19 protein-coding genes and 3 pseudogenes are annotated in these 22,958 nt (G+C 69.3%); 11 read left to right on the plus strand and 11 right to left on the minus strand.

What is annotated here, in order from left to right:
* The first annotated feature begins 110 nt into the window (after window positions 1–110).
* Complete coding sequence (locus ACFZDK_RS45730) at window positions 111–1,493, plus strand: serine hydrolase (RefSeq protein WP_390982383.1); 1,383 nt, start codon at window positions 111–113, stop codon at window positions 1,491–1,493.
* A gap of 109 nt (window positions 1,494–1,602) precedes the next feature.
* Here ACFZDK_RS45730 and ACFZDK_RS45735 read toward each other — a convergent pair.
* Together ACFZDK_RS45735 and ACFZDK_RS45740 are read right to left on the minus strand one after the other, a co-directional pair.
* Window positions 1,603–2,337 (minus strand): annotated as a pseudogene (locus ACFZDK_RS45735) (transposase family protein); the annotation flags it as partial.
* A 22-nt stretch (window positions 2,338–2,359) separates the two neighbouring features.
* Window positions 2,360–3,397: a substrate-binding domain-containing protein gene (locus ACFZDK_RS45740; protein ID WP_390982385.1), complete on the minus strand. Its 1,038-nt coding sequence runs from the start codon at window positions 3,395–3,397 to the stop codon at window positions 2,360–2,362.
* Window positions 3,398–3,833: 436 nt separating this feature from the next.
* Here ACFZDK_RS45740 and ACFZDK_RS45745 point away from each other — a divergent pair, with 436 nt between their 5' ends.
* The 5 genes and pseudogenes from ACFZDK_RS45745 to ACFZDK_RS45765 form a co-directional block, all read left to right on the plus strand.
* Window positions 3,834–4,676, plus strand: a complete 843-nt coding sequence (locus ACFZDK_RS45745) for an ABC transporter permease subunit (RefSeq protein ID WP_390982388.1) — start codon at window positions 3,834–3,836, stop codon at window positions 4,674–4,676.
* A complete protein-coding gene (locus ACFZDK_RS45750) occupies window positions 4,673–5,494 on the plus strand; it encodes an ABC transporter permease subunit (protein WP_390982392.1) in 822 nt (273 codons plus the stop codon). Before ACFZDK_RS45745 ends, ACFZDK_RS45750 begins: the two co-directional genes overlap by 4 nt.
* Window positions 5,495–5,526: 32 nt before the next feature.
* Entirely contained in the window at window positions 5,527–6,795 is a 1,269-nt protein-coding gene (locus ACFZDK_RS45755) for an extracellular solute-binding protein (protein WP_390982395.1), read from the plus strand.
* 214 nt (window positions 6,796–7,009) lie between these two features.
* Window positions 7,010–9,988, plus strand: coding sequence for a family 78 glycoside hydrolase catalytic domain (locus tag ACFZDK_RS45760; protein WP_390982398.1), 2,979 nt, complete (start codon window positions 7,010–7,012; stop codon window positions 9,986–9,988).
* Window positions 9,989–10,125: 137 nt separating this feature from the next.
* Window positions 10,126–10,769 (plus strand): annotated as a pseudogene (locus tag ACFZDK_RS45765) (RNA-guided endonuclease InsQ/TnpB family protein); the annotation flags it as partial.
* Window positions 10,770–10,775: 6 nt separating this feature from the next.
* Here the strand turns inward: ACFZDK_RS45765 and ACFZDK_RS45770 are convergent.
* The 5 genes from ACFZDK_RS45770 to ACFZDK_RS45790 all read right to left on the minus strand — a co-directional run bounded on the left by ACFZDK_RS45770 (window position 10,776) and on the right by ACFZDK_RS45790 (window position 17,123).
* The gene (locus ACFZDK_RS45770; RefSeq protein ID WP_390982401.1) at window positions 10,776–12,005 is read right to left on the minus strand and encodes an XdhC family protein; all 1,230 of its coding nucleotides are present in this window, start codon (window positions 12,003–12,005) and stop codon (window positions 10,776–10,778) included.
* 121 nt (window positions 12,006–12,126) lie between these two features.
* A complete protein-coding gene (locus ACFZDK_RS45775) occupies window positions 12,127–14,310 on the minus strand; it encodes a molybdopterin cofactor-binding domain-containing protein (protein WP_390982403.1) in 2,184 nt (727 codons plus the stop codon).
* A 103-nt stretch (window positions 14,311–14,413) separates the two neighbouring features.
* Window positions 14,414–15,406 carry an FAD binding domain-containing protein gene (locus ACFZDK_RS45780; protein WP_390982406.1) on the minus strand — a complete coding sequence of 331 codons (993 nt, stop codon included), beginning with the start codon at window positions 15,404–15,406 and terminating at the stop codon, window positions 14,414–14,416.
* The gene (locus ACFZDK_RS45785) at window positions 15,403–15,888 is read right to left on the minus strand and encodes a 2Fe-2S iron-sulfur cluster-binding protein (RefSeq protein WP_390982408.1); all 486 of its coding nucleotides are present in this window, start codon (window positions 15,886–15,888) and stop codon (window positions 15,403–15,405) included. The genes ACFZDK_RS45780 and ACFZDK_RS45785 overlap by 4 nt, the downstream gene beginning before the upstream one ends.
* A gap of 146 nt (window positions 15,889–16,034) precedes the next feature.
* Window positions 16,035–17,123, minus strand: coding sequence for an alkene reductase (locus ACFZDK_RS45790; protein ID WP_390982410.1), 1,089 nt, complete (start codon window positions 17,121–17,123; stop codon window positions 16,035–16,037).
* A gap of 225 nt (window positions 17,124–17,348) precedes the next feature.
* On the opposite strand from ACFZDK_RS45790, the gene ACFZDK_RS45795 reads away from it, so the two are divergent.
* From ACFZDK_RS45795 to ACFZDK_RS45805, 3 genes are all read left to right on the plus strand, one after another.
* Window positions 17,349–17,972 (plus strand): TetR family transcriptional regulator, encoded by a 624-nt coding sequence (locus ACFZDK_RS45795; RefSeq protein ID WP_390982412.1) that lies wholly within the window; start codon window positions 17,349–17,351, stop codon window positions 17,970–17,972.
* Window positions 17,973–18,309: 337 nt separating this feature from the next.
* Window positions 18,310–18,783, plus strand: a complete 474-nt coding sequence (locus ACFZDK_RS45800; RefSeq protein WP_390982415.1) for a WD40 repeat domain-containing protein — start codon at window positions 18,310–18,312, stop codon at window positions 18,781–18,783.
* 483 nt (window positions 18,784–19,266) lie between these two features.
* A complete protein-coding gene (locus tag ACFZDK_RS45805; protein ID WP_390982418.1) occupies window positions 19,267–19,554 on the plus strand; it encodes a transposase in 288 nt (95 codons plus the stop codon).
* Window positions 19,555–19,673: 119 nt separating this feature from the next.
* Here ACFZDK_RS45805 and ACFZDK_RS45810 read toward each other — a convergent pair whose 3' ends face one another.
* The 4 genes from ACFZDK_RS45810 to ACFZDK_RS45825 all read right to left on the minus strand — a co-directional run bounded on the left by ACFZDK_RS45810 (window position 19,674) and on the right by ACFZDK_RS45825 (window position 21,712).
* Window positions 19,674–20,102, minus strand: coding sequence for a DUF4267 domain-containing protein (locus tag ACFZDK_RS45810; RefSeq protein WP_390982421.1), 429 nt, complete (start codon window positions 20,100–20,102; stop codon window positions 19,674–19,676).
* Between the two features lie 179 nt (window positions 20,103–20,281).
* A complete protein-coding gene (locus ACFZDK_RS45815; RefSeq protein WP_390982424.1) occupies window positions 20,282–20,677 on the minus strand; it encodes a VOC family protein in 396 nt (131 codons plus the stop codon).
* Window positions 20,678–20,815: 138 nt separating this feature from the next.
* Window positions 20,816–21,166: an antibiotic biosynthesis monooxygenase gene (locus ACFZDK_RS45820; RefSeq protein ID WP_390982427.1), complete on the minus strand. Its 351-nt coding sequence runs from the start codon at window positions 21,164–21,166 to the stop codon at window positions 20,816–20,818.
* A gap of 99 nt (window positions 21,167–21,265) precedes the next feature.
* The gene (locus ACFZDK_RS45825) at window positions 21,266–21,712 is read right to left on the minus strand and encodes an anthrone oxygenase family protein (RefSeq protein ID WP_390982431.1); all 447 of its coding nucleotides are present in this window, start codon (window positions 21,710–21,712) and stop codon (window positions 21,266–21,268) included.
* A gap of 91 nt (window positions 21,713–21,803) precedes the next feature.
* Between ACFZDK_RS45825 and ACFZDK_RS45830 the strand changes: the two genes are divergently transcribed.
* Together ACFZDK_RS45830 and ACFZDK_RS45835 are read left to right on the plus strand one after the other, a co-directional pair.
* Entirely contained in the window at window positions 21,804–22,388 is a 585-nt protein-coding gene (locus tag ACFZDK_RS45830) for a WHG domain-containing protein (protein WP_390982434.1), read from the plus strand.
* A 126-nt stretch (window positions 22,389–22,514) separates the two neighbouring features.
* Window positions 22,515–22,949 (plus strand): annotated as a pseudogene (locus tag ACFZDK_RS45835) (alpha/beta hydrolase); the annotation flags it as partial.
* Window positions 22,950–22,958 lie beyond the last annotated feature (9 nt).

Genomic DNA, 22,958 nt, shown 5'->3' on the forward strand with positions numbered 1-22,958 from the left:
CTTGCACAAAGTTCAAAAAGCCACTTGCACTGCGTTCAAGTCTTGCCCTACGTTCGACTTGAACGCGGTGCAAGTCACGCGGCTGCGGGAGCGGAAGAGGGGGACAAGAAATGTCACAGGAGTCGCTGGCCGCCTTCGTCGAGGCGAAGGCAACGGAGTTCGGCATCCCCGGCGTTGCCGTCGGGGTATGGGTGGACGGCCGGGAGGTCTTCGCGTGCCACGGCGTGACGAACCTGGAGAACCCGCTGCCGGTCACGCAGGACACGCTGTTCCGGCTGGGCTCGGTCACCAAGACCTACACGGCGACCGCGCTGATGCGCCTGGTCGAGGCCGGCCAGGTCGGGCTGGACGCGCCGGTGCGCCGGTACGTTCCGGAGTTCGCACTCCCAGACGAGGAGGCCGCGACCCGGATCACTGTGTGGAACCTGCTCAACCACACCGCGGGGCTCAACGTCCGGACCGCATCCGACACCGGCGACGGCGACGACGCGCTGGCCACCCACGTGGCGCAGCTCGCCGGGATTCCGCTGATCGCGCCGGTCGGCGCCCGCGCCTCCTACAGCCAGCTGGGCTACAACCTCGCCGGGCGGATCGTGGAAAAGGTCACTGGTCTGACCTATGAGCGCGCCGTCGCCTCGCTGCTCCTCGAACCGCTCGGGATGACCCACAGCTTCTTCGCCGGCGACGAGGTGATGACCCGGCGGTTCGCCGTCGGGCACAACGTCGGCGAGGACGGCGCCCTGGCCGTAGCGCGGCGGTGGAAGGACTCCCGCGGCAACAACCCCGGCGGGGGCATCGTCTCCTCGGTCGCGGACCAGCTCCGGTGGGCCCGGTTCCACCTCGGCGACGGCCGCTCGGAGAGTGGCGCCCGGGTGATGTCCGCGGAGACACTGCACCGGATGGCCGAGCCGACGGTCGGGCTGCGCTCCAGCTCGATGGGCGATGCCGTCGGCATCGGCTGGTTCCTGCGCGACGTGGACGGCGTTCGTGTCGTCGGGCACGGTGGGTCGGCGAACGGTCAGTTCGCGGAGCTGCTCACGGTGCCCGAGCGGGGCTTCGCCGTCGCCGTGGCCTCCAACGCGGGCCCGGACAGCGGGCCGGCCTGCAACCAGGTCATCGTCCGCTGGGCGCTCGAGCACTACCTGGGGGTTGCCGACCGGGACCCAGAGCCGCTCCCTTACGACCCCGCGCGGATCCGCGAGTTCGCCGGCAACTACGAGATCGACGCCATGATGCTCACCATCAGCATGGACGAGGCCGGACCGAAGCTCGCCGTGCAGATCAAGCCGGAGCTCCGGGCGTCCGCGGGCACCGAGCTGCCGCCGGACCTGCCGCCGGCCGACTTCGGGCTGCTGCCCGGCGGGGCCGACGACTACATCGTCACCGACGGCGGCCTGACGGGGCAGCGCGGCTTCTTCACCCGCGACGAGACCGGCACGGTCGTGGGAATCGACCTCGCCGGGCGGCTGTTCCAGCGCGTCCACCCGGCCTGACCAGTGCGCCGCACCCCGCGGGGCCCTGTCTGACGCGACTGGTCAGGCAGGGCCATCACCTCAACCTCCAGATTGCTGGTCGGTCCACAGTGAGGTTTTCCAGCGGTGATCACTTCCAGACTCCGTTGAGGACCAGGGCGGCGCGGGCGATGTCGCCGATCCGACTGGGACTGAGCGTGACGTGCTGCAGGGTGCGCCACCGCTGCTTGAGCTCGGCGGCGGTGCGCTCTCCAAGGGCTCGCACGTGCCGCAGCAACGCGTTGAACATGCGGGTGTCGACGTGAAGTGCCTTTTCGGACTTGCCTCTTGGACGGCGGACGGGGATGCGAATGCCGATGCCCGCACCGATGTAGCCCTTGTCCGCCAGGGTCGGCAGGCCCTCGGCCGCCGCCCTGTACAGCGCGGGCAGGGCATGGATACGCGCGGCGGTGATGTCGGGGGTGGAACCGGGCTCCACGTCGGAGACCCACAGCGGGGTGCCGTCCGGGGCGGACAGGAACGGAACGTTGCCGCCGAACGCCTTGTGTTTCTGGCTGAACCACAGGTCGTTGCCGTTCTCACGGACGCCGGCAAGGCGGTCGGATTCGATCAGTGTGCCGTCGAGAATGACGTGCGTCATGCCTTCTCGCTGACATCGGGTCAGGACTGCGTGCAGGTCTGGGGCCTGGTCGGCGAGCACGTCGATGCCCTCGTGCAGGTAGCGGCAGCCGGTGGCCTGGGAGACACCGGCGTCGCGGGCCGGGCAGTGCACGCACCCTCGCTCGCGGAACCAGCGCAGCACCAGCACTGCCTGCCGGAACGGCCCCAGTGCCCGGGATCGCTTCGCTGTGCCGATCCGCCGCCGATGTCCACCCTGACGAACCGACCTATGCCGACGGCGCGGCCGTGGTGCGGCGCGTCACCAGCGAGGGGGAGAGTTTGACCTGGACCGGCGGCTTGCCGCGGTCCGCTATGCGTTCCAGGACGAGCCGGGCCGCGTTCCGGCCGAGCTCGTGGCCGGCCTGGTCGACGCTTGTCAGGGAGATCGGGCCGAACGCCGCGAAGGTCGTGTTGTCGTAACCCGCGACCGAGACGTCACCGGGCACCGAGAGGCCGGCTTCGGTGAGCGCATCCAGGACACCCATGGCAACGATGTCCGCGCCTGCGAAGACGGCCGTGGGCTGCCGGGGGCGCGCGAGCAGCTCTTGCATGCCGTCGTATCCGCCCTGCTGGGTGTAGCTGGTGGAGACGACGTCGATCTCCTCGGCCAGGCCCAGGTTCCGCATGGCCTGCCGGTATCCGTCGGCGCGCTGGGTGTTGGGCATCTCGGCGATGCGTGTCGGATCGGTCTCGTGGTGCTCGATGTGCGCGATCCGGCGGTGCCCGAGCTCGGCCAGGTGACCGACGACCAGGGCCGCGCCCGCGACGTCGTCGTCCGCGACGGTGTCGTACACCGGCGAGTGGCCGTGGCGGCCGACCACGACGGTCGGCACGACGGAGGCGACATCCTCCAGACGGGTGCGCGACGAGACGGGGGCGACCAGGACGAGGCCGTCCATACCGCGGTCGATCATGGCTTCGATGACCCGGGCCTCCTCCTTTTCGCCGTTGCAGCCCGGGCCCAGGAGGACCTGGTACTCGGTGTCCGTCAGGCAGCCGGTGATGCCGTCGAGGATCTCGGGGAAGAAGGGGTTGCGGATGTCGGGCAGCATCACGCCGATCGTGTACGTCTGACCGCGCAACGCCCGCGCGGCCGCCAGGGGCCGGTAGCCCAGCTCGTCGATCGCCCGGCGCACCTTCGCCCGCATCTCCGGGCTGGCACCGTACGCGTTGCGAAGCACCTTGGACACGGCCGTGGTGGAGACCTGGGCGTGACGGGCGACGTCGACGATGGTGACGCGGCGGGGCGATGCAGGCGGCTCCATAGGACTTCCTCCGACGCCGTGGGCAACGTTGGCGGAAAGTGTACGGACGAACCGCCAGCTCGGTAAGGGGCAGCTCTCTGGCCGGGCCCGCCCTGTTTGCCGCGCAACCGTAACAATCCTGCAGCGTGCGCGGCATCTTGACGTCACGCAGAGCGCTCTCTAGGGTCTGGCAACACCTGGTGGGAAACGTTACCCGCTGGACCGCCGAGGGTGCGTCATTCGGCGTCGCCTGTATCCCACAACCCAAGAAGTCGGCAGGTACCTCAGCCCGTCCAGCCGATGCACCCCTCACCGGGGCTCTTTGAAACGTTTCAAGGAAGCAGGTCCGCCTGTGACTCTCGCCCCGAACGCCCAACTCCCGGACCGCGGCCACCCTCCAAACCGTGCCCCCGCGGTCTCGGTCCGTCGTGCCCGTACCACGCCTCCGTGGTGGTTCATGGCGCCGGCCCTGCTGCTGTTCGCCTTCGTCGTCCTGGTGCCGAGCGCTCGCGGTGTGTACTACGCGTTCACCGACTGGGACGGCCTCGATCCCCACTACGCCCTGGTGGGCCTGCGCAATTTCACCGACATGTTCCGTGACGGCGACGCGGTCCAGGCCATCTGGCACACGCTGCTGATCGCCGTGTCGATCACGGTCGTACAGAACGCGGTGGGACTGCTGCTGGCACTCGGCGTCAACTCCGCCATCAGGTCCCGCCACGTGCTGAGGGTGCTGCTGTTCGCCCCCGCCGTGATCACCCCGATCGTGACGGCATACCTGTGGCGCAATCTGCTCGGTCCGGACGGGGCGGTCAACAGCCTGCTCGGCGCCGTGGGGCTCGGTGCCTGGCGGCAGGACTGGCTGGGCAGCCCGGACCTGGCGCTCTGGGCGGTGGTCGGGGTGATCGTGTGGCAGTTTGCCGGCTACTCGATGGTGATCTTCCTGGCGGGCCTGCAGTCGGTGCCGCAGGAGATCCACGAGGCGGCGGCGCTCGACGGAGCCGGCCCGGTACGCCGCTTCTGGTCGGTGACCCGGCCGCTGCTCGCCCCGGCGTTCACCATCAACCTGATGTTGTCGATCATCGGCGGGATCAAGCTCTTCGACCAGGTGTACGCGCTGACCGGCGGCGGACCCGGCCACGCCACCGACACCCTGTCGACGCTCATCTACAAAGACGCCTTCACGCTGGGCGAGTTCGGCTACAGCATCGCCCTCGCGGTGGTGCTGACGATCATCGTCGCAGTCGCGTCCACCGGACAGTACGCCCTGCTGTCCCGCAGCGAGAGGGCCGCGTCATGAACCGCTACCGCCCCCGCACCCTCGCCCTCGAACTGGCCATGATCGCCGTCGCGCTGGTCGTCGGCTTCCCGGTGTACGTCCTGGTCAACCTCGCCGTCCGCCCGGCCTCGGACACCTCGTCCCCCATCCGCCCGACCAGCTCACCCACCCTCGAGAACTTCTCCCACGCCTGGCAACAGGGCGCGCTCGGCGGGGCGCTCGCCAACAGCGTGCTGGTGACGGCGTGCAGCGTCGTGATCGTGCTGGCCGTCTCCTCGCTCGCCGCCTATCCGCTGGCCCGCGTCACCGCACGCTGGTCACGGGGCACCTACCTGCTCGTCCTGCTCGGCCTGGTGCTGCCCTTCCAGCTCGCCTCGCTCCCGCTGTACCAGACCATGCGCGACCTCGGCCTGCTCGGCACCCCCTGGGCGCTGGTCCTCTTCTACTCGGGCCTCCAGGTGCCGTTCACCGTCTTCCTCTACGTCGGCTTCCTGCGCGCCCTGCCCCGGGACTTCGAGGACGCCGCGCTGATCGACGGCTGCACCCCGCTGCAGGGCTTCCGCCACGTGGTCCTGCCGATGCTCAAACCCGTCACCGTGACCGCCCTGGTGCTCAACGCGGTCGCCGTCTGGAACGACTTCTTCACCCCGCTGCTGTACCTCAGCGGCAGCGCCCAGCAGACCATGCCGGTCGCGATCGCCGGCTTCGTCGGCCAGTACGTCACCGAATGGAACCTCATCTTCGCCGCGCTGGTGATCAGCATCCTGCCCGTCCTGCTCGTCTACTTCCTCCTGCAACGCAGCATCATCAACGGCTTTGCCGGAGGGCTGCGGGGATGACGCCCCGCCTTCTGCTCCTCAAGGGAGACACCATGAAGACACGCACACTCACGGCTCTGGTCGCCACGACGACGGCCGCCACCCTGCTCGCCGCCTGCAGCGGCGGCACCAAGGCCGGGGGCTCCGGTGGCGGCGGCTCCAAGACGCTGACCCTTGCCTCGGTCGACCAGGGCTCTGTCGAGGACGTCGTCAAGGCGTTCGAGAAGGCCAACCCGGGCGTCAAGGTCCGGTACACCACCAGCGGTGCCGACCAGTACCAGCAGCAGATCCGCACCCAGCTCGCCTCCGGCACGGCACCCGACGTGATGTCGGTCTGGCCGGGCAACGGCAACCCCGGCGCCACCTACGTACTCGCCAAACCCGGTTATCTGCGCGACCTCTCCGACCAGGCCTGGGCCGCGAAGATGCCCCAGGCGATCAAGAGCGTCGCCCAGTACCAGAGCAAGACGTACACCGCGATCTTCGGGCAGAACGGCATCGGCGCGGTCTACAACCAGCAGGCCATGGAGAAGGCCGGGCTCACCCCGCCGGACACCTGGACGAAGCTGCTGGCCTTCTGCCGGGCGGCGAAGGCGAAGGGAACCCCCGCGTTCGCACTGGGCATCCAGGACAACTGGGTGACCCAGCTCGTGCTCTACTCGCTGGTCGCCACCGCCGTCTACGGCCCGGACCGTGACTTCGACCAGAAGATGCAGGCGGGACAGACCACCTTCGCTCAGTCGCCGTGGGCCACCGCACTGGACAAATACGTGACGATGGAGAAGACCGGCTGCTTCCAGAAGAACCCGCTGGGCACCAACTACGAGGCCAGCCAGCAGCTTGCCGCCACGGGAAAGACGCTCGGCATCGTCCAGGGCAACTGGGTCATCGCCCTCCTCAAGCAGAAGAACCCGCAGGGCACCTTCACCCTCAAGGCGCTCCCGGCGACGGACGAGCCCTCCCAGACCGTCATCCCGGCCGCTGCGGGTGCCGGCTACGGCGTCAACGCCAAGGCCAAGAACCCCCAACTGGCCCTGAAGTTCGTGGACTTCGTGATGGCCCCCGAGGGCATGAACCTGTTCGCCAAGAAGCAGGGCGGCCTGCCCTCCCTCCCGGACACGGGTTTCGCGGTCGACCCCTCGCTCACCGAACTGTCCACGTTCATCCGGGCGAACCGCACCGTGCCCTTCATGGACCAGCGCTGGCCCAACCCCAAGGTGCAGCAGACCATGCTCAGCGGCCTCCAGGAGATCTTCAGCGGGCAGTCCACGCCCGACAAGCTCCTCAAGGAGATGGACACCGACTACAAGGCCGGCTCGTGAGCGCGGTGCCGGCGACCGAGAGGAAGACGGAGTGAGTCATGACGAGCGCGACAGGGGCGACGTGCGGCTTGACGGGAGAGGAAGCGGAGACGATGGCAGACAGCGCACGACGGGACCCCGCCGCCGGACCCTGCTCGCGGCGACCGCGGGCGCGGTGCCGGTAGTGGCGGCCCTGACCGGCGGCACGACGGCACAGGCCGCACCGAATCGCCCCATGGAGGATGGCGCCGTGTACGGACTGACGGTGGAGCACCGCACCGACCCGCTCGGCGTGGACGCCGCGCACCCCCGCTTCGGCTGGCGGATGCGGGCCGTCGGACGCGGGCGGAGCCAGGGCGCGTACGAGATCGCCGTGGCCAGTTCGCCGGGGAAGCTGACCGGCGGCCGGGCCGACGTCTGGAGCAGCGGCCGGGTCCGGTCCGCCACCTCGGTGGCCGTCCGCTACGGCGGCGGGCCCCTTCAAGCCTCGACCCGCTACTACTGGACCGTCACCGTCTGGGACACCGCGGGCCGCCGGCTCGGCAGCGGACCCGTGGCCTGGTTCGAGACGGGCCTGATGAGCACGGACGGCGTCACCGGCTGGGACGACGCGCAGTGGATCGGGATGACGGGCAAGACGCCGAACTCGCCAGGCGCCCCGATGCTGCGCACCGAGGCCCCGCTGCGGGGCCGGGTCCGCGACGCGCGGCTCTACGTCTCCGCCCTCGGGGTCTACGACCTCCACGTCAGCGGCCACCAGGTGACCGTCCCGCAGGACGGCGCCGCAACCCTGGAACTGCTCGCCCCCGGCTGGACGAACTACGACGCGCGCGCCAACTACCTCACCTACGACGTCACGCACCTCGTGGCCCGGGAACCGGCCGTCACCCTGGCGGCCGTCCTCGGCAACGGCTGGTACAACGGCCGTATCTCCGAGGGAAGCACCTACTACTCCGAGGACGGCAACGCCCTCGCCCTCAAGGCCAGGCTGCTGATCCGCTACACCGACGGCACGAGCGAGTCCGTCGTCACCCGGGCGGACGGCTCCTGGAAGGCCACCGACACCGGCCCCTACCGGGCCGACGACATCTACGACGGCCAGACCTACGACGCCCGTGCGGAGCTGCCCGGCTGGACGTCGTCCGGCTTCGACGACTCCGCCTGGTCGGACACCGAACGCGTCCCCTACGAGACCAGGTATCCGCACGCCCAGCTGCTCGCCTACCCGGCCGAGACAGCCCGGCTGATGAACCGCTGGGACCGCCGACCGCAGTCGATCACCGTCTGCACCGGCGTCACCGGCGAGGGCAAGGGCCGAGTCGTCGTCGACCCCGACCGGACGGTGAGCGACCCGCACCGGGCGGTCTCCGCCCACGTCACCATCGGCGCCGGCGACACCGCGATCTTCGACCTGGGCCAGAACATGGTGGGCGTACCCCGCTACAGCCTGCGCGGCCCGGAAGGCGCCCAGGTCACCTTCCGGTTCGGCGAGATGCTCAACGACAGCGGCGCCGGCGCCGACGGCCCCGACGGCTCCGTCTACCGGGCCAACCTCCGCAGCGCCAAGGCCACCAGCACCTACATCCTCAAGGGCGACCGCCACGGGGAGACCCACCAGGACTCCCTGACCTTCTACGGCTTCCGGTACGTCTCCGTCACCTCGACCGAGACGGTCACGATCACCGGCCTGACCGGCAAGGTCGCCACCTCCGCGATCCACGAGACCGGCACCCTCACCACGGACGACGCCGACACCAACCAGCTCATCAGCAACATCCGCTGGGGCCAGCGCGGCAACTACCTCTGGGTGCCCACCGACTGCCCGCAGCGCGACGAACGCCTCGGCTGGACCGGCGACACCCAGGTCTTCGCCATCACGGGCCTGTACAACGCGGACGCCGGTCCCTTCCTCGACCACTTCCAGCACACCGTCATCGACTCCCAGACCATCTACGGCCAGGACAAGGCCCAGTTCACCGGCGTCGCCCCGGGCGGACGCTACAACTTCCCCGGCGGGGGCAGCGGTTGGGCGGACTGCGGGGTCGTGCTGCCGTGGACGCTGTGGCAGATGACCGGCGACCCGGCCGTCGTCGACAGCAGTTGGCCGGCCATGACCCGCTACCTCGACTGGATCCGGGAGCAGACCGGCGACACCTACGCCGGACAGGGCTCCCTCACCGGCGACTGGCTCGCCCCGCAGAAGACCAGTGCCCAGCTCATGAGCGACGTCTACTACGGCTATGCCGCCCACCTCATGGCACAGATGGCCCGAGCCACCGACCGCCCGACCGAGGCCGCCGCCTACGAGCAGCTCTTCGGCGACATCAAGAGGGCGTTCATCACCACGTACCTCAGCACCGAGGACGGCACGGTCACCCTGAAGTCCAGCCTCGGCGACGCCTCCCCGATCGAACCGGGCTCCGACCCCGACCAGAAGACCGAGGACAACAGCCAGACGGCCCTGCTGTGGGTCCTCAAGCTCGGCTTCTACGACACCGAGGCCCAACGCCGCGCCCTTGTCGATCACTTGGCAGACAACATCGGAAACGACGCGGCCTACAAGGCAGCCCATCCGAAGAGCAGCCGGGTCAAGTACGCAGAGAACACGCTGTCGGTGGGCTTCCTCGGCGTCAACGTCCTCGCCCCCGTCCTCAGCGACGAGGGCCGCTCGGACCTGGCGTACGAGCTGCTGCACCAGGATGCGCTGCCGTCCTGGCTGTTCTCGGTGCGAGGCGGCGCCACCACCGTCTGGGAGCGCTGGAACTCCTACTCCAGGACGGACGGGTTCGGCCCGGTCAGCATGAACTCCTTCAACCACTACGCGTACGGCGCGGTCATGGAGTGGATGTACGCCTACATGGCCGGCATCGCCCGTGACCCGGACAGCCCCGGCTTCAAGCGCTTCGTGCTGCAACCGCACATCGACCCCACCGGCAAGATCACCCATGTCGCGGGCACACACCAGTCGCCGTACGGCGAGATCAGGAGCGAGTGGCGGGTCGGCGACTCGGGCGCGACCCTCTCGTACGACCTGACGGTCCCGGCCAACAGCGAGGCCACGCTGCGACTCACAGCCGTCTCCGCCGACTCCGTCCGAGAAGGACGCACCCCGCTGTCCAGCGTGGCCGGCGTGCGTTTCCTCGGGCACGCCGACGGCATCGCCTGCTACCTGCTGCCCTCCGGCTCGTACCGCCTGACGAGCAGCCTGCGCTGACCCTGCGCGGCCCTTTCCCACACCCGCGACTGAAACGTTTCATGACCAAGTGGACGTGCATCGCCGAAACCACATGTCTGCCACGCCTGTAATCGATTGACTCACCCATGAGACCAATCGCCGTTGGATCTTGGATCATGCAGCTCCGCTACAACTACCGGGTCCACCCGGACGCCTCCCAGCGCCGTGCGCTGGCCCGTGCGTTCGGGTTGCCCGCGTGGTGTGGAACGACTGCTTGCGCGACCGGAAGGAAGCCCACACGGCGGGGCTGCCGTACGTGAAGTCGGCCGAGCTGTCCCGGCTTCGCATCACCCAGGCCAAGCGCACCGAGGAACGCGCCTGGCTCGCCGACGTCTCCGCGGTCGTCCTGCAACAGTCCCTTCGCGACCTCGACACCGCCTACAAGAACTTCTTCGACTCGGTCAAGGGCAAGCGGCAGGGCCGGAAGGTGGGGCCGCCCCGGTACAAGTCGAAGAAGGACACCCGGCAGTCGATCCGCCTCAACACCAACGCCTTCTCCCTGAACGACGACGGCACGGTGTACGTGGCCAAGGTCGGCAACCTCAAGGTCACGTGGTCGCGCCGGCTTCCGGCAGCCCCGACTTCTCTCACCGTCACCAAGGACAGCTCCGGCCAGTACTTCCTCAGCTTCGTCGTCGACACCGGGCCGGACATCCTCCCGCAGGTGGAAGCGGAGTCCGGCATCGACCTGGGCCTGTCCGCGTTCGCGGTCCTGTCCGACGGGACGAAGATCAGTGCCCCGCGTTTTCTGCGCCGGGCTGGGCCCTCAGACGGACAGCGCACCGGCAGATGCGACCCCTGCCGTCAGGGCGGGTGAGGTGTTCCCGTTGACTTGGAGGTCGGTTCGGTCGTGGTGGATGGGTATGTGCGAGCCGCTCAGCGGGAGACCTGATCCGCCGTGGCGGGCGGCGACGATCTCAGCGGCGATGGACAGGGCGGTCTCCTCGGGTGTGCGGGCGCCGAGGTCGAGGCCGACGGGCGAGTGAAGGCGGGCCAGTTCGGCTTCGGTCAGGCCGATTTCGCGGAGCCTGCGGTCGCGGTCTTCGTGGGTGCGGCGGGAGCCCATCGCGCCGATGTAGGCGGCCGGCAGGCGCAGGGCCGTCTCCAGGAGGGGTACGTCGAATTTGGCGTCGTGGGTGAGGACGCAGACCACGGTGCGGTCGTCGGTCTGGGTACGGCGCAGGTAGCGGTGCGGCCAGTCGACGACGATGTCGTCGGCCTCGGGGAAGCGTGTCCGGGTGGCGAAGACGGGTCGGGCGTCGCACACGGTGACGTGGTAGCCGAGGAACTTGCCCATGCGTACCAGGGCCGCGGCGAAGTCGATGGCTCCGAAGACGAGCATGCGGGGCGGCGGCACGTTCGACTCGACGAGCAGGGTCAGGTCCGGTTCGCAGTGGGATCCTCCCCCAGGCTCCGTCCGGGGGGACCCCCATCTCGCTCCGCTCGCCGCGATGTCGAAGGTGCCGGTGCGGCCCGCGTGCAGCAGGGAGCGGGTTTCGTCGACGACGGTGTGGTCCAGGCTGGGAGGTCCGCCGAGTTCACCTTCGTAGGATCCGTCGTGGCGGACCGCGAGCGCCCGTCCGAGGAGCTCTGCCGGGCCTCGGACCACGCGGGCGAGCGCCGCCGCCTCGCCCCTGGCGGCGGCCGACACTGCCGTCTGGAATGTCTTCCTGCCGGGCGCGTCGGCGGGTATGGGTGTGACCAGGATGTCGAGGACGCCGCCGCAGGTCAGTCCTACGGCGAAGGCGTCCTCGTCGCTGTATCCGAACCGCTCGCGCACCGTCTCGCCGTCGGTGAGCGCCTGGGTGCACAGGTCGTAGACCGCGCCTTCCACACAGCCGCCGGAGACCGATCCGATGGCGGTGCCGTCGGCGTCGACGGCGAGCGCGGCGCCCGGCCCTCGCGGTGCGCTGCCGCTGACGGCCACGACGGTGGCGACGGCGAAGTCGCGTCCTTCCTCGAGCCACCGGTTCAGCTCGTCCGCGATGTCCAGCATGGTGTTTCTTTCTTGTGGTGGTCGGATGGCGCGAGATCTGCCATGAGGCGGCTCAGTCCCTCGTCGCGCCGCAGGCGCCCGAACGGGCCCGGCGCGACGAGGGGTTTTGACCGCCGTCGCTTCAGAGCAGTTTGTCCAGCGTGATCGGCAGGTCCCGCACCCGCTTGCCGGTCGCGTGGTACACGGCGTTTGCCACGGCCGCACCGACACCCACGATGCCCACCTCGCCCGCGCCGAGGATGCCGAGGGGCGTGTTCGGATCCGGGTGGTCGAGGAAGGACACGTCGATCGGCGGGACATCCGCGTGCACCGGGACGTGGTACTCGGCCAGGCTGGGGTTCATGATCCGTCCGTTGCGCGGGTCGACGAGGGTCTCCTCGGCCATCGCCAGGCCCAGGCCCATCACGATGCCGCCGCGCACCTGGCTGGCCGCCGTCTTCGCGTTGATCACCCTGCCGATGTCGAACACGCCGACCCACCGCGACACCCGCGTCTCGCCGGTCTCCGCATCGACCTTCACCTCGCAGAACTGCACACCGGAGGCAGCCTTGATCAACCGCTGGGCCCCGAGCAGGAAGCCCGGGAGGAACCGTGCCCGCCCGGCGATGCGGCCGAGCCGCGTCTCGGATCCGATTTTGGCTTCGACGTGCGGCACGTTCGCGCGCCGGAGTATCTCCTCGTGGCTGTCGCCGCCGGTCTTGCGGGCCATGGACTTCAGCGTCTGCTTCAGCTCCTCGCACGCCTGCATCACACTGGCGGCGGTGCTCGCTGTCTGGACAGAGGAAGCGGCGGCCGGCCCCATCGGCAGATCGGAATCGCCGTACTCCACGCGGACGGCGTCGAACGGCACACCCAGCGCGTCGGCCGTGATCTGGGCCTGGGCCGTGGCCGCGCCCATGCCCATCTCCTGGAAGGCGCAGCGCACCAGGACGCTGCCGTCGGCCGACAGACGGACCATGACGTTGACCGGCATCATCAACGCCGGGTGGAACGCCGTGGCCACGCCTGTCCCGACCAGCCACCGCCCCTCGCGCGTCGAACGCGGTTCGGGGTTGCGCTCATGCCAGCCGAACCGCTCCGCGCCCAGCGCGTACAGCTCGGGCAGCTTGCGGTGGGAGAACTTCTTCTTGCCGTCGATCGGGTCGACCGCGGTGTCATTGCGCAGGCGCAGCTCGATCGGGTCCATGCCCAGCTCATAGGCCAGTTCGTCGATCGCGGACTCCAAGGCGAAGGTGCCGATCGCCTCGCCCGGCGCCCGCGTGAAGGTGCTGGGCAGCAGGTCGAGCTGGACACGGTCATGCCGCGCGAGGATGTTCTCGGCCGCGTACAGATGCTGGGACGCAGAGGTGACCTGCTCGAAAGTACCGCCGATCGCGCTGGCGCGGGTGACGCTGGTATGCAGCAGCGAGGTCAGCCTGCCGTCACGGTCCGCTCCCAGCGCGACCCGCTGGATGGACGGGGTGCGTCCGCCCACCGTGCGGTAGACCGCCTCCCGCGACAGCACCAGCCGCACGGGCCTCTTGGTCGCCCGGGCCGCCAGCGCCGCGAGGATGGTACCGGGCCAGATCGAGAACTTGCCGCCGAAGGCGCCCCCGACGAAGGGCGCCAGCACCCGTACGTTCGTCCTGGGCACGGAGAACCGCAGCGCGAGGTGGGTGCGGAACCAGTCGATCGACTGCGTCGCGTCGTGGACGGTCAGCCGGTCGCCGTCCCAGACTGCGGTGGTGGCATGCAGCTCCAGCGCGTTGTGGCTGTGCGGCGGTGTGGTGTACCGAAGATCCAGCGACACCTGCGCGGTAGCCAGCGCGGCCTCCGCATCGCCCCTCTTCGCCCCCCGGGGGAAGAACGAGTCGTTCGGTTGCGGCTGTGCGTCTTCCTCGGACCCCTCGAAGTCGACCGAGGACTTGGTGACGGTGTACTCGGCGCGCACCAGCGCGGCGGCTTCCCGCGCGGCGGCTGAGGTCTCCGCGACGACCACCGCGATCGGCTGCCCCTCCCAGTGCACCTCGTCGCTCTGCAAGTAGTTCACCGAGGTCCCGGAGAACAAACCGATGAAATTGAATGTTCCGGCCTTGGGCGCCGGTTTCATGGGGGGCGCGTTGAGGTGGGTGAGGACGGCGATCACGCCCGGCACCGCGCTCGCCTCGTCGGTGTGCAGAGCGGTGACCCGGCCGCGGCTGATGGTGGCGTGCACGAGTACGGCGTGCGTGAGGCCGGGATAGAAGTGCTCGGCGGCGAACTTCGCGGCGCCCGTCGTCTTGACCCCGCCGTCGACACGGTCGAGCGGTTGTCCGATCGTGGTCATGCCGCCCTGCCTTCTTCCGTTCGGCCCGGTCGCTCCTGACGCGGGAGTCTCGCGAGCCGGGCGGGGATGGTGTTCTTCACAAGGACTGCCCTTGAGTTCGGCATCAGGCGGCGCTCCCGTCGGTCAGCTGCCGCAGGGTCGCCACGATCGTGCGCTGCGCGAGTTCGATCTTGAATATGTTCTGCGGTCCGCCCACTGCGGCGCCGAGTTCCGCTTCAGCAGCCCGCTGGAAGGCTTCCTCGGTCGCCGGCCGGTCAAGGAGCGCGCGTTCGGCTTCGGTGGCCCGCCACGGCTTGGTCGCGACGCCGCCGAGTGCGAGCCGCACCTCGGTGACCACGCCGTCCTCGACGGCCAGCGCGGCGGCGACGGAGACGAGGGCGAAGGCGTACGACGCGCGGTCGCGGACCTTGCGGTAGCGCGAATGCGCCGCGACCGGCACCGGCGGCAGCTCGACGGCCGTGATCAGCTCGTCGGCGGCCAGCACCGTCTCGATGTGGGGGGTGTCGCCGGGCAGCGCGTGGAAGTCGGCGACCGGGATACGCCGGATGCCGCGCACGCTCTCGACCTCGACGACCGCGTCGAGCATCACCAGCGCCACCGCCATGTCCGAGGGATGCGTCGCGATGCAGTGCTCGCTCGCCCCCAGCACCGCGCTGCCGCGGGAGAACCCGCCGATCGCGTCACAGCCGCTGCCGGGCGCGCGTTTGTTGCACGCCGAGGTCTCGTCGTAGAAGTACATGCAGCGGGTGCGCTGCAGCAGGTTCCCGCCCACGGTCGCCATGTTCCGCAGCTGGGCGGAGGCCCCCAGCAGGATCGCCTGCGCCAGCACCGGATAGCGGGTCCTGATCAGCGGGTCCGCCGCGAGACGGCTGTTGGTCACCAGCGCGCCGACGCGGAGGGTGCCGTCCGGGAGTTCCTCGATCCCGGTCAGCGGCAGACGGGTGATGTCGACGACCGTCGCCGGGTGCTCGATGCCCTCCCGCATCAGGTCGACGAGGTTCGTCCCGCCCGCGAGGAACTTCACGTCCTCGCTGTCCGCGATCGTGCGCAGCGCCGTGGCCGTGTCCGGTGCGCTGAGGTAGGCGAACGGCTTCACTTCGCGACCTCCTTGATCGCCGCGACGATGCCGTTGTACGCGCCGCAACGGCACAGGTTGCCGCTCATCCGCTCCCGGATCTCCGTCTCGTCCAGCTCTCCGCCGGTGTCGGCGAGGTGCTCGGTCGCCGCGCTGGGCGCGCCTTCCTTGTGCTCGGCGAGCATGCCGATCGCCGAGCAGATCTGGCCCGGCGTGCAGTAGCCGCACTGAAAACCGTCCGTGCGGACGAACGCCTCCTGCAGCGGATGGTCGACCCCCTCGATGGTCGTGATCTCACGGCCCTGGTACTGCACCGCCAGTGCGAGGCAGGCGTTGATCCGCCGGCCGTCGGCCAGCACCGTGCAGGCGCCGCACGCGCCCTGGTCGCAACCCTTTTTGGTGCCGGTCAGGCCCAGATACTCGCGCAGCGCGTCGAGCAGGCTCACCTGTGGCGCGACGTCCAGCTTCTGGGCGGACCCGTTGATCCGCAGCTCGATCTCCACCGTGTCATTCCTCCGGTTCGCCCGAGGGCTCGTTCTCTTGAGGGGGGCGCCATCAGGCACAGGGCTGGATTAGAAGGACTCTGGCCTGCGGCCTGGAACACCGCGTTCTGCCTCGCCATGCTCGCGAATGGTGATCTTTGTTCAGGTCACGCGCTGTCGGCGTGCAGCGCCGGGTAGTCGGTGTAGCCGCGGTGGTCGCCGCCGTAGAAGGTGGCCGCATCGGGGGTGTTGTAGGGGCCGCCGACTGCGAGGCGGGCGGGCAGGTCCGGGTTGGCCAGGAACAGCGCGCCGAAGGCGATGATGTCCGCGGTGCCGTCCTCGATGCGGGCGAGAGCCTCGGGGCCGGTGGTCTCGGGGTGGGTGAAGGGGTTGAGGATGAAGGCCGTCGGCCAGTCCTTGCGCAGCCGGGCAGTCAGGTCGCGGTCCGGGCTCTCGAGCAGGTGCAGGTAGGCGAGGTCCAGCCGGGCGAGTCCGGCGATCAGGGTGGTGTAGGTCTCCAGCACGTCCGCCGGGTCGGTCTCGGCGATGTCGTTGTAGGGGTTGCCGGGGGAGACGCGGAAGCCGGTGCGGTGGCCGCCGATCGCCTCCGCGACGGCCGTGGCGACCTCGATGCCGAAGCGGACCCGGTCCGCGGGCGAGCCGCCCCAGCCGTCGGTACGCAGATTGGTGTTGGGGGCGAGGAACTGGTGGATCAGGTAGCCGTTCGCCCCGTGGATCTCCACGCCGTCGAAACCGGCGGCGATCGCGTTGCGCGCGGCGTCGGCGTAGTCGGCGATCGTCTGGGCGATGTCGTCGGGGGCCAGTTCCTTCGGTGTGACGTAGTCCTGGGGGCCCTGGTAGGTGAACACCTGGCCCGCCGCCGCGACGGCGGAGGGGGCGACGGGGGTGAGTCCGTCGGGCAGCAGGCTGGGGTGGCTGATCCGGCCGGTGTGCATCAGCTGCGCGAAGATCGTGCCGCCCTGGGCGTGGACGGCGTCGGTCACCTTCCGCCAGGCGTCGACCTGCGCCGCGGAGTGCAGGCCGGGGGTGTTGGTGTAGCCCTGGCCGACGACCGACGGCTGGATGCCCTCGGTGATGATCAGGCCGGCACTCGCACGCTGGGCGTAATAGGTGGCCATCAGCTCTGTCGCCGTGGCCGCGGGAGCGTCGGCGCGGCTGCGGGTCATCGGCGCCATCGCGATGCGGTTGGACAGCGCCTTGCCGCTCAGGTCGATGGGGTCGAACGCGATAGTCATGGCAACTTCCTTCAAGGAATGGGTCGGGTGAGAGAAGCAGGCGGCGGCCTGGTGGTGTGCCGGTTCGCAGCACTCCGTCCGCAATGAAGCCTCTGGCGGAGACTCTACACCCGATTGAGACTAAGTCTCAATGAGATTCTCTGTCCGCTTGTAGCGGGGCGTTTGAGATGCTGCCCCTAATCGAGACTGAGTCTCAAGTCGAGTCGTTGCTGTAACATTCCTTGTATGACCGACTCCGCCAGCACCGCCAACCGCACCCCGCCGAAGCCGCCCGGTCTGCGTGAACGCATGCGGGCAACAGTCCGGGCGGAAGTCACCGAAGTGGCGCTCCGGCTCTTCACCTCCCAGGGCTTCGACCGGACGACCGCCGACCAGATCGCCGCCGAAGTGGGTCTGTCGCGCGCCAGCCTGTTCCGGTACTTCGGGACCAAGGAAGACATCGTGCTGGGCGGTCTGGAGGGCGATGGCCAGCAAGTCGTGGAAGCCCTCGCCGCCCGTCCCGACGAGGAGCGGCCCTGGGTGGCGCTGCGCCGGGCCTTCGACGTCCTGGTGCGGGTGAACGAGGAAGCACCCGAGCAGACGCTGAGCTTTCTGCGCCTGCTGCAGCAGACGCCGTCACTGCGCGCCCGGCACTTCGAGAAGAAGTTGCAATGGCAGGAACAGATGGTGCCGGAGATCGCCAGGCGCCTGGAAGTCAGCCCTGGCCGGCCGGAGGATCCCAGGTCGACCGCGCTGGTCGCAGCCGCCCTCGCCTGCCTGGACGCGGCCGCGAGCGGGTGGGTGGCCTGCGACGGCACGGTTTCTCTCGCTGTCCTGCTCGATCGGGCCATGGGCGCGCTGATGGAGTAACCGCCCGCCCAAGGTCGGCGACCGGCGCTCGCCGACCGGGGCGGCAGGCCACGGCTGCTCTGTGCCGAGCGGCACGGTGCCTGGGAGATGGGCCGAAGAGGTAGCCGATGGTCAGCAAGAGACCGTCCAGTTCGAGGTCCCACTGCGCGGCGGCACACTCGGTGATCACCTTGGGAGACGGCCCCGCCGCTGTCACTGCCAGCGGCGTTGTCGCACGATCGAGGGGCGGTCTCCATTGAGGCCCACTACGCTCCCGCCATCCGGCGAAAGACCAGGTCAGACAGTGAAGCGCTGCTGCAGTACCAGGGCGCGTATCGAGTCGCGAGAGACGGAGGCGGTGGCGTTCAGCGCGGACGGCTCCCGGGTGGCGGCCGGTGACGCGTCCGGCCGGGTCGCCCTGTGGGACGGCGGCCTCGGCCACCGGCTCGGCGTCCTGCCCAACGCCTTCTCGGACCCCGTCGGCAGCGGCGCCCCGGAAGCCGTGGCCGCGCTCGCCTTCAGCCCCGACTGTGCCAACCTCGCCGTCGCCGGAGACTCCGGAACCCTCCAACTCTGGGACACCGCGAACCGGCAGCCCCTCGGCAGCGGCCTCACCACACCCGGCGAGGCCCTCACCTCCCTCGCCTTCACGACGGACGGCACTTCCCTCTACGCCACCAGCCGCCACGCCCCCGTCCAGCGCTATCGGGTGACCCCTGCCTACGCCGCCACCTGGATCTGCGCCCACACGAACACGACGCTGACAGCGGCCGAGTGGCACACGTACATTCCGGACGCGCTGTACCGGGACGTGTGCCCAGGCAACGGTTGAGGACACCCCCGCAACAGCGGCACCCGACGGGCCGACAACTCGCACGACCCTCCAGCCGCTCCACTGTCCGACAGTTCCGCGTGTTCGTAGCTCAGGGGATAGAGCATCCGGGCTGTGCGCAGGCAAGAAGGCGGCCGTCCCCTGTGCGGAAGCGTGTCGGTGTACGAGATGGGAAGCGGGCACTAGGCTCATGATGCGGTGGAACGACACATCGGAGTTACGCCGAGTCCAGTCGGCCGCAAGGAGTCCGCCGTCGCACTGACGTGGTCGCCAACTTCCTCGACCGCACCGCTGTGATCCCCCTCGCCGGCGCGGCGTCGGCCGAGCAGAACGACGAGTGGACCAAGGCCCGCCTTACATGGGACTCGAGCTCCTCGCAAGACCACCAAGGTGGGACCGCATAGCCAGGGTCACGGTCGCCAGGGATCACCCGGCACCGCACCAGGCTGAAGACCGGGAAGCGGACCCGCGAGACCGGTCTACGTGATCACCGACCTGACCAACCGGGAAGCATCACCGGAGAGGATCGCGCAGCTCATCAGGTCACAGTGGGTCATCGAGATCCGGCTGCACTTCGTCCGCGACACCACGTTCGACGAGGACCGTTCCCAGGTCCGCATCAGACACGGCCCGGAGAACATGTCCACCCTGCGCAACCTCGCGATCAACAAGCTCCGCGAGCACAGCCACACAAACATCGCCGTCGGCCTCCGGGCGATGTCCTACCAGCCCTTCACCCGCCCACTCGACCTCCTCGGCATCACCCCGTGACCAGCAACTACGCCAAGATCAAAGGACTTTGCAACAGCCCTGGCCCTTCCCTGCGGTCGCTGACAGGCAAGGGGTGGCCCGGTCATCTGGCCGGGCCACCCCTTCGGGGCATGCAGCTGTTAGGCGGGCTGCGCTGCGGGCGCTGGGGCGGGGGTCTTGTGGTCCTTGCTGGTCTCGCGGAGGATCAGCAGGCTGGTCGTCGCAATCAGCGCCGAGGTCAGGCCGTGGATGCCGAGCGCGGCGGCAATGGAGCCGTGGTGGGCCAAGACGTTGATCATGTCGCCGAATGGGGCGACGGCCTCCATCAGCAGGACCCAGCCCAGGGCGCGGCGATGGCCCGTCACCAACAGGATGCCGATGACCAGGCCCATCGCGAATTCGCGGGTGCCCTTCATGATGAGGAAACCATCGCCGTTGCCGGCGGACCAGGTCGGCAGGCCAACGCCTTGCGTGGACGCCTCCGGGGCCAGGATGAAGGACAACCCGAGGTAGAGAACGAACAAGGCGCAGGCGGTGGCCAGGACGGTGTTGACGTTCTTCAGTGACATGACGCTTCTCCTTTGACGTTCAGACTGGAGTGGGAGGGTTCAGCGGCGGCCGATGACGTGCCGGATGGCGCGGGCCGGTACGGGCGCGCGGACAAGTTCGTCTACTCGGGGCATCTTGGACCGTGCCGGCCTGCCGGTTCGCGATCCCGCCGCCGACGAAGCCTTGATTCACTGGGCCGTCATCGGCCCGAGGACCCGGTGCCGCCCGGGGTGAGGATCTCCATGAGATGTCCGTCGGGGTCACGGAAGTAGGTGCCCCGGCGGCCTGCGGTGCGCTTGCCGTGATAGACCTGCCCGCTCTCCTGGCATGCGGGATCGCCGTAGTGGGTGATTCCACCGCGCCGGAGGCGGGCGAGGGCGGCGTCGAACTCCTGGTCGCTAAGCAGAAACGCGTAGTGGTGCGGCTCGAAGTCGTCCATCCGGTCGTAGTCCAGGCTGACTTGGTTGGCCAGTGTGACCGGCGTGAAGTGTGCCAGCGGCGGATCGACGCTCAGGCCGAGGATGCCGGCCAGGAACCGCGCTGAAGTTTGCGGGTCGCGGGTGGGGACGATGGTGTGGTTCAGCTCCACGGTCATGGCGGGCTCCTTGCCAGGGACGGGGCTACGCGAGGTGAGGTGATCGGCGGCCTGAAGCGGTCCGGGATGGTGCACGGGCGGGTGACCGCCCGGGGAAGGTCGGGCTTGTTCGGCTGCCCCGGGGCAGCAGCGGCTGTGTCAGACGTCGATCTGCTCGAAGATGTGCGGGTACGACACAATGTCGTCGGGGAACTCGGCCGCCAGACGCTGGAACTCCGGGCTGCCGAACGCCGTGGCGAGCGCCTCGGTCGACTCCCAGACCGCGATATTCATCAGAAGCCGGCTGCCCGCCGTTCCCGTGTGCATCTGGAAGGAGACGAATCCCGGCTGGGCCTTCATGAACTCCGACTGCCTCCTGAAGAGAACCAGGAATGCTTCCGTCTGCCCCTTCGGGACGACGAAGGTGTTGGCCAAGACGATGGGCCCGGTCTTCTCCTTGAACTGCGCGAACATCGGGGTGAGCGGGTCGAGGTTCAGCAGCTTGGCCATGTCCGGAACTTCCTCTCGCTGTCGGTGAATGGGGGCGCTGGGTCCCGCGTCCTGCGGATACCAGCGGAGTTCGAGGGGTGTTGGCGTCCGGGTTCCGGCTCAGGTGAGGGCGGCGGCCAGCAGGGCGAAGGCCGCGATGATGACAGCGACACGGACGTAGTGGTAGCGCTCCCAGCGGCGCAGCTGCTCCTTCCAGTCCTCGGGCCGGGTCTCGGGGGTCCACGTCTTGTTCCGGTTGTTGATCGGGACGAGCAGCAGCATCGACATGACCACGCTGAGGATCAGCAGCCCGGCGGCGACAACGACGAGGCGGGCACCGTCGTGGTGCCACCCGGCAATGGCCCAGATCGCGCTGAGGATGAACGAGCCTGTGTACCAGAACGGCATCACAGCGCCGAGCATCCGGCCCCCGTGAGCATGGCCGAGCTGACCGCTGTCGCCCGGCAGCGCGTCGAGGATCCGGTTCATGACGAAGAGGACGGAGAACTCCACCCCCACCATCACCCCGACGACCACGATGGTGACGACCTCAAGTGCGTTGAGCATGACGGCCTTTCCAGGTATCTAGCGTTGCTAGGAGTTGAGGCGAAGCTAGCACTAGTGCCGCTCGATCGTCTAGTGGCGCTAGGATCGAACCATGTCGGTACAGGAACGCAAGGAGCGCGAGCGGGCGGGCCGCGAGCGCCTCATCGTGGCGACGGCCCGCGAGATCGCCGAGCAGCAGGGCTGGGACGCGGTCACCACTCGCCGGCTCGCCGAGCGCATCGAGTACAGCCAACCCGTCCTCTACAGCCACTTCCGCGGCAAGCGAGAGATCATCGGCGCCGTCGCCCTGCAGGGCTCTGCCGAGCTGGCTGCGGCGGTGCGGGCGGCGACCTCCGCCGCTGCCACGGACGGCTCGCGCGCCCAAGTCGCCGCCCTGGCCCGCGCCTACCTGGACTTCGCCGAGCGCAACCCGGCGCTCTACGACGCGATCTTCCTGCTCGACAACGGGCTGCCATACGCTGTCGAAGACACCCCTGTCCCGCTGAAGGACGCCTTCGCCGCCCTGATGGAGACCCTCGGCGGGGTCGCCGGGGAGGGCGCCGAACCGGGGCTGTTCACCGAGGTGTTCTGGGCGTCCCTGCACGGGCTGGCGACCCTAACCCGGGCGGGACGGCTGCTGCCGGAGGACGCCGGGCAGCGGGTGGAACTACTGGTGGACCGGCTCGCCGTGCTCTGACACACCGTTCCGAGGGGCACGCGGCCGGGACCCGCGGGCCCCGCCGCTGCCTGCGGCAACGCTTCGGGTCGCTCGCGTCCGCATGGCGCAGCCGTAGGTCGCCGTGCGGTACGGCCGGCACGATGCCGGCGATTTTCCGCCCCCGACGTGATCGTCTTCGACAACGTCGGCGTCGGCTACACCACCGGCGAGCCGCGCGACTCCCTCGACGGGTTCGCCGATGGCGCCGTCGAGTTCATCGAGGCACTCGGCCGCACGCAGGTCGACCTGCTCGGCTGGCCCCTGGGTGGCTTCGTGGCCCCGCGCCTGACCGCGCGGCACCGGGAGCTGGTGCGCCAGATCATCGTGGCGGGCAGTGGCCCGACCGGCTGGGTGCCCGGTGCGCCGCCCTTCAGCGAGCAGGTCCTGGGCATCATGTACAAGCCCGGCGGCGGCCTGGAGGACATGCTGTACCTCTTCTACTCCGAGACGGAATCGGCCCGCGCCCTGGGAAGGAACACTTTGAGCACGTCTCGCAGCCGACGGCCCCGCGGTCTCCGAGACGGCCGCGTAGGGGCATGATCGCTATGG

Origin of the sequence: Streptomyces sp. NPDC007901 (assembly GCF_042959465.1) — a bacterium.
Classification (GTDB): domain Bacteria; phylum Actinomycetota; class Actinomycetes; order Streptomycetales; family Streptomycetaceae; genus Streptomyces.